The 12,534-nt window shown below is 51.8% G+C and carries 13 protein-coding genes; 2 read left to right on the forward strand and 11 right to left on the reverse strand.

Translation table 11 applies throughout. From position 1 onward, the window contains the following. Window positions 1-89: 89 nt before the first annotated feature. The 6 genes from ACERJC_RS12925 to ACERJC_RS12950 all read right to left on the reverse strand — a co-directional run bounded on the left by ACERJC_RS12925 (window position 90) and on the right by ACERJC_RS12950 (window position 7,180). The gene (locus tag ACERJC_RS12925) at window positions 90-479 is read right to left on the reverse strand and encodes a PTS fructose transporter subunit IIB (protein ID WP_001515329.1); all 390 of its coding nucleotides are present in this window, start codon (window positions 477-479) and stop codon (window positions 90-92) included. Next, window positions 476-1,330, reverse strand: a complete 855-nt coding sequence (locus ACERJC_RS12930) for a helix-turn-helix domain-containing protein (protein ID WP_032729062.1) — start codon at window positions 1,328-1,330, stop codon at window positions 476-478. Before ACERJC_RS12930 ends, ACERJC_RS12925 begins: the two co-directional genes overlap by 4 nt. A gap of 1 nt (window position 1,331) precedes the next feature. After that, window positions 1,332-2,351 (reverse strand): PTS fructose transporter subunit IIC, encoded by a 1,020-nt coding sequence (locus ACERJC_RS12935; protein WP_024274694.1) that lies wholly within the window; start codon window positions 2,349-2,351, stop codon window positions 1,332-1,334. A gap of 23 nt (window positions 2,352-2,374) precedes the next feature. Continuing rightward, complete coding sequence (gene ptsP, locus ACERJC_RS12940) at window positions 2,375-4,876, reverse strand: phosphoenolpyruvate--protein phosphotransferase (RefSeq protein WP_063444333.1); 2,502 nt, start codon at window positions 4,874-4,876, stop codon at window positions 2,375-2,377. Window positions 4,877-5,312: 436 nt separating this feature from the next. Further along, window positions 5,313-6,302 (reverse strand): aldo/keto reductase, encoded by a 990-nt coding sequence (locus ACERJC_RS12945; protein WP_284923906.1) that lies wholly within the window; start codon window positions 6,300-6,302, stop codon window positions 5,313-5,315. A gap of 26 nt (window positions 6,303-6,328) precedes the next feature. After that, window positions 6,329-7,180: an aldo/keto reductase gene (locus ACERJC_RS12950; RefSeq protein WP_284923907.1), complete on the reverse strand. Its 852-nt coding sequence runs from the start codon at window positions 7,178-7,180 to the stop codon at window positions 6,329-6,331. Window positions 7,181-7,479: 299 nt separating this feature from the next. On the opposite strand from ACERJC_RS12950, the gene ACERJC_RS12955 reads away from it, so the two are divergent. Both ACERJC_RS12955 and ACERJC_RS12960 read left to right on the forward strand, forming a co-directional pair. After that, window positions 7,480-7,917, forward strand: coding sequence for a MarR family winged helix-turn-helix transcriptional regulator (locus ACERJC_RS12955; RefSeq protein WP_077202897.1), 438 nt, complete (start codon window positions 7,480-7,482; stop codon window positions 7,915-7,917). Continuing rightward, window positions 7,859-8,695 carry an NADPH-dependent F420 reductase gene (locus ACERJC_RS12960; RefSeq protein ID WP_137379974.1) on the forward strand — a complete coding sequence of 279 codons (837 nt, stop codon included), beginning with the start codon at window positions 7,859-7,861 and terminating at the stop codon, window positions 8,693-8,695. Before ACERJC_RS12955 ends, ACERJC_RS12960 begins: the two co-directional genes overlap by 59 nt. A 320-nt stretch (window positions 8,696-9,015) precedes the next feature. Here the strand turns inward: ACERJC_RS12960 and ACERJC_RS12965 are convergent, their stop codons facing one another. The 5 genes from ACERJC_RS12965 to ACERJC_RS12985 form a co-directional block, all read right to left on the reverse strand. Then, complete coding sequence (locus tag ACERJC_RS12965) at window positions 9,016-9,237, reverse strand: VOC family protein (RefSeq protein ID WP_063444323.1); 222 nt, start codon at window positions 9,235-9,237, stop codon at window positions 9,016-9,018. 64 nt (window positions 9,238-9,301) lie between these two features. Further along, on the reverse strand, window positions 9,302-9,553 hold the full coding sequence (locus ACERJC_RS12970) for a zinc ribbon domain-containing protein (RefSeq protein ID WP_063444322.1): 252 nt from the start codon (window positions 9,551-9,553) through the stop codon (window positions 9,302-9,304). A gap of 127 nt (window positions 9,554-9,680) precedes the next feature. Beyond that, on the reverse strand, window positions 9,681-11,324 hold the full coding sequence (locus ACERJC_RS12975; protein WP_284923908.1) for a class I SAM-dependent methyltransferase: 1,644 nt from the start codon (window positions 11,322-11,324) through the stop codon (window positions 9,681-9,683). Between the two features lie 10 nt (window positions 11,325-11,334). Further along, window positions 11,335-11,592, reverse strand: a complete 258-nt coding sequence (locus ACERJC_RS12980; RefSeq protein WP_072420586.1) for a YjhX family toxin — start codon at window positions 11,590-11,592, stop codon at window positions 11,335-11,337. Between the two features lie 339 nt (window positions 11,593-11,931). Then, entirely contained in the window at window positions 11,932-12,408 is a 477-nt protein-coding gene (locus ACERJC_RS12985) for a GNAT family N-acetyltransferase (protein ID WP_072420585.1), read from the reverse strand. Window positions 12,409-12,534: the final 126 nt, after the last annotated feature.

A 12,534-nucleotide genomic window follows, 5' to 3' on the forward strand; every position in this document is an offset into this window, starting at 1 on the left:
TGGGTTAAACCCTCTCCCAATAATGGGAGAGGAAGTTCGGCGTGTCTGTGCGGTTTTGAGACTGGACTGTTAGAGCCAGGGAAAACCACCTACAGGTCAATAACGTTGCCTCGCGGCAGATTTAAAGACTTACGAATGGCGGCGATAACCTCAGTTGGTTTGAGTAACAGCGAATTAATACAAACATTCAGAATACGGCAACCCTCAAAGCGTGAAGGATTATCGATAGTAATATCGGATGCGATGATGGTGAGCTCAGACTCGAAAATATCTTTATCGGTAATTGGATTCTTAAGCCCCAGTACGCCCTGAGTCTCAATTTTGATCGCAAAGTGATACTGCTTCGCCAGTTTTTCCAGCTGCTCTGCGGCCATGTACGTATGCGCCACGCCGGTCGCGCACGCGGTCACCGCCACAATATGCAGATGACGTTCGCTGGAGAAAGGCTGAATCTCATCTCTTGTTGCACGAGTGGTCATGATCTTGCTCCTTTATTTTTGCGGCGGTATTCAAGCGGCGTACAGTCGTTGATATCGCGAAACACCTTGCAGAAATAGTTAGTATCTGTGAAACCGCACTTTTCTGAAACTTCGTTTATTTTCAGATTGGTATTGGTCAGCAGCGTTTTTGAACGTGAAATGCGGGCTAACTTGAGATATTCGTTAAATTTCACGTCTGACTCCTTCGAAAACAGACGCGACAGATAGCCTGGGGAAATATTAAACGTTTCGGCGACGCTTTCCCGGCTAATGTCCGTGTGGTAGTGACTATCGATATGGCTCTTAATTTCGTCCAGCAGTGAGAAGGGAGCCCGCTGGTTATTCAGGCCATCGGTAATTTGATATAGCAGGTCGTTAAGCAGCGCATAGACCACGTGGGCAAAGGTCTCGCTGGTGGTATCTTGCGACCACGCCAGCGATTCAGCCAGGTCGAGAAGCCGATCGCGAACCGTACTGCTGGAGTTTTGCAGATTGTACTTCTCTACCTCTTTAAACTGCGTGCCATCCCAGTTGCTGATGCTGAAACCGACGTCCTGCTTCCAGAAGACTATCGACATGCAAATAACCGGGCTTTCCCACAGCGGCGAGTTCCAGCTATTGGCGGGGATATAGGTGATGGTGCCGACCGGACGTTCATATTTCACGATGCGGTCCACGCCTTTCGGCAGCAGCATGCGAAGTGTGCCCTTTACCGTCAACTCAATGCGCGGAACGTGCAGATGGTAGGCCATCGCCGGAGCCTGCGTATTGCCGTTAGCTACCATGACGCCTTTGTCTATCGAGCCCTGAGCGCTGAATTCACTGAGAATAGATTGAATAAATGTAGCCATATTATGCCCGAGGTTTGATAACTGTCTTCAGGACTTTCACCGCAAAGGCGGTGGTGATGCTCCCGGCGACCACCGAAACGATGTAGCCAAAATGGTTGCTGACTACCGGTAATACGATAAGTCCGCCCCACGGGGCGGCGTTGGTTGCGCCAAACCATAGTGAGAGGATCGCCGCAACCGCACTGCCAAGCATAATTGCCGGGATCACCCGTACCGGATCCGCCGCCGCAAACGGAATTGCCCCTTCTGTTATCCCCATAAAGCCCATAATTATCGCTGGCTTACCGGCTTCTCGCTCCACATCATTAAAGATGTCTTTAAACAGAAAGGTTGCCAGCGCCAGCCCCAGAGGCGGAGTACAGTCGGCGGCAGCGACTGCCGCCATCAGCTGCGGGTTCGTTGAGATCAGTGCAACAGCAAAGAAAAAAGCGGTTTTATTCATTGGTCCGCCCATGTCAACGGCGATCATGCAGCCCAGGATGGTACCGAGGATAATAAACGACGCGCCCTGCATATTGCCAAGCCAGACGCTAAGCCACTTCATCAGCCCGGCAATCGGGTCGCCAATGATGTAATACACCGCCATGCCGGTGAGGAAGGTCCCGATCAGCGGAATAATAAATATCGGTAATACCATGCGCAGGAAGTGGGGGATTTTAAGCCGGGCGATCAGGTTCAACAGAACATAGACGACCAGCCCGGCAATAATCCCGGAGAGCATGCCGCCTAAAAATCCGGCGCCCATCTGATAAGCCATCAGGCCGCCGATGGCACCCGGCGCGATGCCCGGTTTATCGACCATCGAATACGCGATAAATCCTGACAGGATGGGGATAAACAGGGTTAAGCCAGCCATACCAATTTGCGACATGGCCTTCAGGAAACCATGGTCCGGTACGGCGGCTTCCCCGTTAAACATCACCGCGAGCGCCAACAGAACACCACCAGCGACGACAAACGGGATCATGTAGGAGACGCCGGTCATAAAATGTCGTTTAGTATTTTTTAATAGTTTTAACATGTCAGCCTCGTAACGTTTGCTGCTCAGAAGACCAGAGTTCTGGATATCAGCGTGTAAAGCGCTTCCGGGCTTTTTGCCGCTTTAATCTGGCTGACAAATTCATCATTCATGAGCATGCGCGCCAGGCTGGAGAAGTACTTCATATGCTCGTTATCCTGCGCGGATTTGCTAATCGTCAGCATGAACAGGGTATCCACCATGACGCCGCCCCAGGCGATAGGTTGCCTGAGCGTGGCAATACTGACGGAGGAATCCCTGACAGCGTCCGTTTGGGCATGGGGGATAGCAAAGCCCGAGCCAACGACGGTAGGAAAAGGCACTTCGCGAGCCCAGATATCACTGCAGAGCCTGTCACGTGTATTGGTGCGCTGCTGAAGCCACAGGTTATCAACCATCATTTTGATAGCCTCGTTTTTATCAGCGGCGTCAATTCCCCATAAAACCATCTCCGGCGACAGTAGCGGCTTTTGCGCCGCACTAACGCTCGAGTTTTGTAATGCGGCTTTGAACTGTTGTGCGTTGTGATTTTGCAAAAGATTCTGCGTCAGCGACCGGCAATCTCCGGCACTGAGTTGGCCCAGGGCGTGCTTAATCCCCGGAATCGCGGTGCAGTTCATACTCAATTCATCAAAGCCAATGCCGATAAGCAGTGGGAGAATGGTTTCGTCAGCAGCGAGTTCACCGCACAACCCGACAGGCTTACCGGCGCGATGAGCCTCTTTCACTGCGAATTGCAGGGCGCGTAAAAACGGTGGCGTGCAACTGTCATAAAGCGTTTTTACCTGTGCATTACCTCGGTCTGCGGCGAAAAAGTATTGCGTCAGGTCATTACTGCCCACGCTGAAGAAATCCGCATGTTCTGCCATCTCTGCCATAGAAAAGAGTACCGAAGGTACTTCCAGCATGATTCCGAGCGCTGTCTGTTCATCAAATGCCAGACCCTCGTGGCGCATCTCCTGTTTAACCGATTCCAGTACCTCACGACACCAGATAAGTTCTTCCACCCGAGAAATCATCGGCAGCATAATTTTGGCTTTACCTGATGTTGAGGCGCTCAGAATAGCCTTCAGTTGGGTGGAAAAAAGGTCGCGATATTGCGGATAAGTACGCACTGCCCGGAAACCAAGAAACGGGTTTTCTTCATTGTCGACGCTTAGGTATCCAACCGGTTTATCACCGCCGATATCGAAGGTGCGAAAGATAACGGGCTTCCCCCCTGCCAGAGTAACAACCTGTTTATACAGGTTTGTCAGTTCAGCGCAGGAGGGCGGGTAATCGCGGCCCATATATGTTATCTCGGTGCGAAACAGGCCGATGCTTTCCGCGCCGTTTTCAAAGGCCGCCTGCGCTTCGGCCAGGCTTGCAATATTAGCGGCTACCTCTACGCGATGCCCATCGCGGGTTCTTGCGGGTGCTAAAGCATTTTCCCGCAGCCGCTGCTGCATATCCTGCTGGACGGCAATTTCATGACGGTAGTAGCGCAGAACTTTCTCATCCGGATGGGTAATCAGGATCCCCGGCTCACCATCAATGATTATCAGCTGATCGACATCGAAATCCAGCGATGAAAAATCGATATCCGCCAGGGTTGGGATACCTGACGAACGAGCCAGTATGGCTGTATGGGAGGTTTTCCCCGTAGAGGAGAGCACCAGACCTGCAAGGTGTTTGCGGTTTAGCGCCAGAAACTGGTTGGGGGTCAGATGACTGGCGAAAACAATTGTCGGTTCATTTAGCAAAGGTGGGTGGTAAGCCAGAGCCTGTTCGCCATAGATCGCACTGATGAGCTGCGTCGCAATATCAAGAATATCCAGGGCGCGCTCCTGCAGATACTGGCTAGGCGAGCGCTCAAGCTGATGGCAAAAGTCAAGGGACGCCTGCGCGATGGCCGACCAGGCATTCATGTTGTTATTCAGATAACCGATCGCACTATCCTGAAATGCGATGTCGGTTATCAGAGATAGATGTGCCGCAATAAGATCGTGTTCAATACCCTGGTTTTTTCCGAGTGCGGCCTCTTGCTCTACGCGTAACGCATCTAATCCGGTAAGAAAGCGGGCTTTTTCACTTTCAATATTGCCGATATACCCTGGATTGCGGGCGATAATATCGGTGAAAGTCAGGCTCTGCATTATCTGTGGTCTGGCGATGGCTGCGCCTTTATTTATGCGAGTTCCCTGAATCACCTGTGGGTTCAACTCGCGCAGGCAGCGGGGCAGATACCCCTGCGTGGTTATTGGTTCCGGTTCAAGGCTAAAAGTCGGGAGATCGGAAAGCAGCGTGCGCAACTGGACTGCGGCCTGCGTTTCATCCTCTCCGCAAAGGGTGATGCGGCATGTATCGTTTACCAGCGTGTCACTGGCAATCAGCGAGAGGGCGCTTTTCGCATTTGCCAGTAGTCCCGTACGGGTGTTTTCCCAGTCGATATCTGCCCGGAACAGATTACATAGCCGCGCGATGTATCCGGCAGGCCGGGCATGAACACCTTCGTGAAGCTCACATACATAGGTTATAACCACCGCCATCTCGACTCCTGAATGCCTTCGCGCGTCAATGTGTTGCCGATCTCGCTATCTTTCCCTGTTCGCAACGGTGATGACATAGTAAAAAAGTGACCTTTTCTTAAAAATAGTAACCTGATTGTGATTTTGTGACCTTTGTCATATTTATGAATGATTAATTCTCAATTACTTGTTTGATTTAGTTTGTTTTTTTGTTTCTGGCTTTTGAACCGTTTTTGCAATATGGATCACAAATTTAAAGCTAATACAAACAGGTTCATGAAATGGTGCGGGGGTAGGCAGGATAATCTGTTTCCGGCATGTCTATTCACGACTTCTCCGGCGGCATCTATCACTATGGCGTTAGCAGATATGTATCTGATTCAAAACTATCTGAGTTATCTGCCTGATTAATCAAACGAAATAAGGGTCCGCAATAGAGTACGGACCCGTCCGGGTATTAACGACCTACGCGAGCCCGATGCTCAGGAGAATAACGCTCGCCGACGATTTTAATCGTTTCAAGCGCCTGGGTTATCTTTCGCGAGTCATCCTGAGAAAGGATGATGTCGGCGGCCCCCAGGTTTTCTTCCAGCCGGTGCAGTTTCGTGGTACCAGGGATAGGAACAATCCACGGCTTTTGTGCCAGCAGCCATGCCAGCGCGATTTGTGCAGACGTCACGCCTTTCTCTGCCGCCAGTTCACCCAGCAATGAGACCAGCTTTTCATTGGCTTCAATCGCCTGCTCGGCGAAACGCGGCACGGTGCTGCGGTAGTCATCCTTGCCAAAAGTGGTTCCTGGCCTAATCGCTCCTGTCAGGAAGCCCTTACCTAATGGACTGAAGGGTACAAAACCAATACCCAGTTCCTCCAGCAACGGCAGGATCTCCTGCTCAGGCTCGCGCCACCACATGGAGTATTCGCTTTGCAGCGCAGTGACCGGTTGTACGGCATGAGCACGACGAATGGTTTGCGCGCCCGCTTCGGACAGACCGAAATGTTTAACTTTGCCTTCAGCGATCAGGTCCTTCACTGTTCCCGCAACATCTTCAATAGGTACATCCGGATCGACACGATGTTGATACAGCAGATCAATGACATCAGTCTTAAGACGGCGTAATGATCCTTCCACAGCTTCACGGATATGCTCCGGACGGCTGTTTAAAATCTGCTGCTTGTTGTCGTCGCCAAAAGTAAAACCAAACTTAGTGGCAATGACCGCACGGTCACGAAACGGTTTTAAGGCTTCGCCGACAACTTCTTCATTGAGGAAGGGGCCATACACTTCAGCGGTATCGAAGAAGGTTACGCCACGTTCAACCGCTGCGCGAATGAGCTCGATAGCCTGACGAGTATCGGTCGCCGGACCATAGCCGTGGCTTAAGCCCATGCAACCGAGCCCAAGCGCGGAGACTTCGAGTCGGGATTTACCCAGATAACGTTTTAGCATTGAATGAATACCTCTTTTATCGCGACTTAAACATCAAGTTTGCGGCCCGTCAGCCATTCCACCATCGCCGGGTCGCGGTGAGAGAAGAAGGCGCTGGTTGCAGTGTCGAGGGCAGCAATCTGCAGCATATCTTCAGAGCTGAGTTCAAAATCGAGAATGTTGATGTTCTCTTCCATGCGTTCTTTGCGCACCGATTTCGCCAGCGAAACGATGCCTCGCTGGAAGATCCAACGCAGCACAACCTGGCCCACGCTTTTGCCGTACTTCTGACCAATTGCCGTTAACACGGGATGCTGGAACAGGCCATTTTTACCCTCAGCAAACGGTGCCCAGGCTTCCGGCTGAATGCCATGGCTTTGATTCCATGGAACGGCATGCAACTGCTGGTTGAAGGGGTTAACTTCAATCTGGTTCACCGCAGGGGCAACCTTGTTGAAGGCGATAAGGTCGGCCAGTCGGTCAGGATGGAAATTGCTGACACCAATGGCGCGAATTTTGCCTGCCTGCTGCAGTTCTTCCATAGCACGCCATGCCCCATGGACATCGCCATAAGGCTGGTGAATCAGGTACAGGTCGACGTAATCAAGTTGCAGCCGATTAAGGGAGCGTTCGAACTGGGCTTTAGCGCCTGCGTAATTAGTATCCTGTAGCCACAGTTTGGTCGTTACAAAAAGTTCGTTACGCGCGATACCGCTCTGTTTCAGAGCGTTCCCGACCTGGGTTTCATTCTGGTAAGACGCAGCGGTATCGATCAGGCGGTATCCCGTATCGATCGCATCAATAACCGCTCTTTCGCATTCAGCAGCATCCGTCATCTGGAAGACACCAAAGCCCAGCAGGGGCATTTCAATACCGTTGTTCAGTTTTACAGTTTGCATGACGTTATCCTTCAGCTGTTGTGTTGGAAAAGCATAACGCAAACTGATTTATTCGATTAGATGGGGTAATTAGCTAGGGTTTATTAGATGTGTTCATTAATTTTTAGGGAGGGCTGAAGATCGGCTTTGTGCCAGAAGCAGACGTATGTCCATACACACAGGGCTGCAAAGCGTTACACAGGGGCAACAATACAGGTAAGGATTAACGCACAAATTACCAAGTGAATTTTCTTTGCCGGGCAATAATAAATGTCATAATTTATCTAGCACGCTAGATTATCAACCAACAGATATTACATATGGCCACTAACAAAGAACGACGTGAGATCGGTACTGAACTGTCATTCGCACTTTACGGTGCCGCGGGCAGGATGAACCGTATGCACAAGCCCTTTCTCGACCCACTTGGGCTGACCTTTCCGCAGTATCTGGTCATGCTTGAGCTGTTTGCCGGCACGCCCCGGTCGGTGGGAGAGCTGGGCAGTAGACTTGGAATGGATACTGGCACAATCACTCCTCTGCTGAAGCGGCTTGAAGCCTCGGGAAAGGTATTCCGTCAGCGCGATCCGGGCGACGAACGCAGGGTTCTGGTGACGCTTACCGAAAGCGGAGAAGCGCTGCGCGAAGAACTCTGGGCTGTGACAGACAAAATCCGCTCGGCCTGCCGACTCAGTAAGGATGAGCTTGCTCAGCTACGCGACACGCTTAACGATTTTGCCCACCCGGCGACAGAATAAACCATCAGTTATCAGTACAACGAGGAATAAAGAGATGAACATTAGCATTATCGGTGCAGGAAATATTGGTGCCACCCTGGCCACAAAGCTTTCAGCAGCAGGTTACACGGTAAAACTGGCTAACTCCAAAGGCCCAGAAACCATTGCTGATATCGCACGTAAGGCCGGCGCGACCGCTGTTACGAGTGAAGATGCCCTCAGGGACGCTGAACTTGTTATTCTTGCCATCCCGTTCACCGCACACAACAGCCTTGCCGGACTACTGAGCTCGCTGCCTGATACCGTGCCGGTTATCGATACATCCAACTATTATCCGTTCCGCGATGGGTCTATTGCAGAGGTTGAAAACGGGATGCCTGAAAGTGTCTGGGCCAGCGCGCGCCTCGGCCATCCCGTCATCAAGGCGTGGAATGCCCTGCTGGCTAAGACACTCTCTGATAAGGGTCTTCCGGAAAATGCCCCGGACCGGATAGCGGTCCCTGTTGCAGGCGATGACGAAAGAGCCAAACGGGTTGCCATGGTACTGGTCAGCGAAACAGGGTTTGATGCTGTTGATGCTGGTTCCCTGAGTGAATCATGGCGTCAGCAGCCTGGTTCGCCTGCCTACTGCACTGAACTCAGCGTTGCGGAACTGAAGCTTGCCCTGACGGCTGCAGATAAAAAACAGGCTCAATTAAATCGCGACGCCCTCATGCAGGAGTTTATGTCTGCCAGTGCCCCCCTGAGCCATGAACATATTGTGGCCCGTAACCGGGCGGTCACGTCAAAGCAGGGCTGATTAAAAACGCAGCGTGAGCGCAGCCGTCTCATTAATGGCAGGTAGACGATCTTTACCATCGGGGCGAAAAAGGATTTGGTAAACATGTTTTCAGTCTTCTGCCAGACAACACGCAGGCTAAGCCGCCCTTGAAGGGCACACAGAAGCCATGTGGTTGAATAATGTAAAGGGGATGAGAGGGGGATAGTGCTGCGGTTGTCATACTATGGAGTTCTGGCATAAAAACAGTCAGACATCTCGGCATTTATCAACTCGTTCAATGCTTCTCTGAAATCTGCAGGATGGGTTCAGTTTTAGATGGGGGCGCGAAGGCCCCCGAATTATCGTTCTAAGAATTGTGCGGTGTAATTTACGAATGCTAGCTTGTTGCCATCGTGGCCTTTGACGTAAGCGCTGTAGAAACCCTCGCCGAAATGCGGACGCAGGCCTAGTGCTCCCTCGTCCGTGCCGCCGCGAGGATATGCCAGCATATCCATCAGCGGATCGTAAAATGTAATGGCGCGTGACAGGTCATTCGTCCCAGGCATAATGTAAGAAAACATCTGCTCTCCTTTATGGAATTAGGGGAGTGAAGATAGCCAGCCTAAATCACTCAGGCTTTGTTTTTCATTCATCTGCTTTATGAGCCCAGGCTGGCATTGCCGTCAGGTAACGTTTTGCTCGCTTCTGTGCTTCTTCCGGGCCGACTTTTTGCCAGGAATCAAGGAAGCTGGCCAGGCCTGATACCGCCTCTTCCCAAGGTTTAAGATTGCCGTTGCTGTCGCTGCAGTACGCGCAATATTGATTACTGGCACTGTGTGCATCGGGTGCGGACATCGGCATTCCGCAAGCCTGACAGAACTGTTCATGTTGTGACATATGATGCTCCTTATGGTGATGTCCTGATTGATAAATATACAGAATATGTATTGTGCAGGTGATGCATCAGATCAAAGCAAAGGCGAAGCCCCCGGTATCTCCGGTCAGAAATACCGGGAACCTGTTGTTACCTGGCGATGAGCGCGAACACGCCCCAGCCAAAGTATTCCCGCGCGTAAGTTACGTGGCGTTTTGGCGCGATGTTTAACTCGGCCCTGACTTCGGCGGCGAAGTCGTCGTCAGGATTGGCCTCCAGCCAGCGGCGCATGGTCAGCCATTTCGCGGCTTCATACCGGTCCCAGCCTTCCTGGTCTGCAAGTACCATTTCCACCACGTCGTAGCCGAGTTCATCGAAAGCACTCACAAGCCCTGGTAGCGTCAGAAAATCGGTCGTCGAGCTGACGCCACAGGCCTTGGCTATCTCGTCCGTTGCGGGGAGCTGACGCCAATAGGGTTCACCGATGAGCATGATCCCACCCGGTTTAAGGCTCTGCGCCAGCAGTTCGACCGTCCCGGCAAAGCCACCGGCAATCCATGTCGCGCCGACGCAGGCTGCCACGTCACATTTCTCATTGGCGACGTAACCGGCCGCATCGTTATGAATAAAATGTACGCGTTCGCTGACGCCGAGTTCTTCCGCGCGTCGCTTTGCCTGCGCGGTGAAGAGCGAACTCATGTCGATGCCAGTCCCCGTAATGCCATGATCCCTGGCCCAGGTGCAGAGCATCTCGCCCGAGCCGCTGCCGAGGTCAAGAATGCGGGTCTCCGGTTTCATGCGCAGCACACGGCCCAGCGTGGCGTACTTCTCTTCGGTGAACGGGTTGTGGATGCGGTGTTCGCTTTCACTGATGGTAAAAATACGTGGGATATCCAATGTGGAATTCCTTTTATTGCGTTGAGTATTAAGAGGACGTTCCTCTGAGGTTTTTGCTTTTTCGGCTAGCAGAGCAAACAGCTTTCCTTCAAATGTCTCGCTGACTGGCCAGTCGTGGCTTTCAGGAGGAGGAAGCAGGGTAAATCCGGCATTGTCGAGCAGGCTGACGTACTCATCATCGCGCCAGGCCGTCATCTGGCTGCCGAAACGGGTGGTTTGACCGTTTGCTTCTATGGCCCAGAACTGCGTTGAGCTGGTTTGTGCTTCTTCATCCCAGCCATGTTCCGTCAGCAGCAGATGAGGGACGCCGAGAAACAGCCCGTCCGGACAGCGTTGCCAGCTCGCTTCCGCCATTCCCTGACGCTTAACTTCGTCGAAAGTATGGACTTCAGCGAGCAGCCTGCTACCCAGCTCCAGCTCCAGCCACAGCGCGCAGCGGCTGACGAGCGAGCGCGCATCTGCCGTGCTGAACACATTCAGTTCCCCGAACGTCATCATGATGAAATCGAACGATTTATCCGGCCAGTATGCGCGGACATCCTGCTGTACATAGTCGATGTTCAAATCAGCATCTTGCGCCTGCTGACGTGCCCAGCTCACAGATGCCGGTGAGAAATCCACGCCGGTGCAGTGAAATCCACGCTCCGCTAAGCGGTGGGTATAAAACCCGGGGCCGCAGCCAAGATCGAGGATATGTGCGCCAGGGGATAACTGACTGGCGATCCACTCGACCTGCTGCTCAATGACCTCCTGCCTGCGGCTGGCCCAGTCGTGATCCTGCGACAAATGGTTCGCCAGCATGCGCTGGCTGAAGGCCGGTTCGTCCCAGGGGATTTTGCTTTCCTCCGCCGACAGCTGGATGTGTCGGGATGCGGAAATAAGGGTGCTGATATCCATCAAGCTCTCCTTAGCGGTTATCAAGCTGTGCGCGAACGTTATTCAGCCCGGTGGTGTTGATGCGGTAGGGCTGACCGTTGACGGACTTGATCAGTTTTTTGGTTTTGAGTTTTTTGAAGGTGGCGAGGGTGCAGTCGGTGAGCAACAGCCCTTCGCGGGTGTAGCATTCAACGGCGGTGACGCGGCCAGACGTATCACGAACGTACTCAATACGACCACCTTTGGCGAGAACGTGTAAGGTACGTTGTTCCTGACGGGATAAATTCATACTGGAAAACCTGTTTAATCATCATGTGCAAAACGTGCAAACACACAGCGGTGTCCGCATTCGATTTCGGCGCATTGATAATCAGTCCGGCCTGAAAAGGTCGGGGAGCTGATTATCGGATGATTACATTCTCCAGCATCAAAGCCTCGGGTAGAGTTGAAAGGTATTTACGGAGCGAATAGTAACACGTAGTTTTAGCAGGGATATGTTTCAGTAGAAAAAGTGTGATGTACTTCGGAAATCGAACGCCAGCCCATTTACTGAAAAAGGCAGATGAAACTGACAAATGCATGTTGAAGTACGCCAGAAATGACCTCATCGGCTTTTCCACTCGGGAGGTTATTCTCCTTTTGTTAAATCCAGAGCATAAATATGCTCCCCCTCTTCGATGCCTGAAAAATGGAAGCCAGCCCTGATAAGTAATTTTATTGAAGGGGTATTTTCCGGATCCACACCGGCTTTGATGAGTGAAAAACCGTTCTCTTTTATCCAGCCGATCGTGGCGGTAATGGCTTCAAATGCATATCCCTGGCGAGCATAAGCGGGGCTAATGGTATAGCCGAGCCAAAATACATCGCATTGCTGACGTAAATAGATATCACCCATCAAAACCTGCGTCCGCTTGTTGACGATGGCCAATTGAATGCCCTGAGTCAGTGTAAGAACGCCCAGCAATGCTGATTCATAGTCCTCTTTTGTTAGCCCCTTAAATCCCTGATATTTCATCCACTCAGCATCATTGCGATACACCATAAAACTATCAATTTCGTGTGGCTGAAATGGTCGAATGATGCATCTTGACGATATTATTTGCATAAGACTTCCTGTTTAATGATTCTCCTGCCCCAGTTTCAGCGACCACAAAAGTCACCGCCAGACGGCTACTCTCTGACTATGTCCGGTGCGTCGCCGCTTTCATACACAACACGAAAACTGTCAGTT

This window comes from Citrobacter telavivensis (assembly GCF_041807075.1).
Lineage (GTDB): Bacteria > Pseudomonadota > Gammaproteobacteria > Enterobacterales > Enterobacteriaceae > Citrobacter_A > Citrobacter_A telavivensis.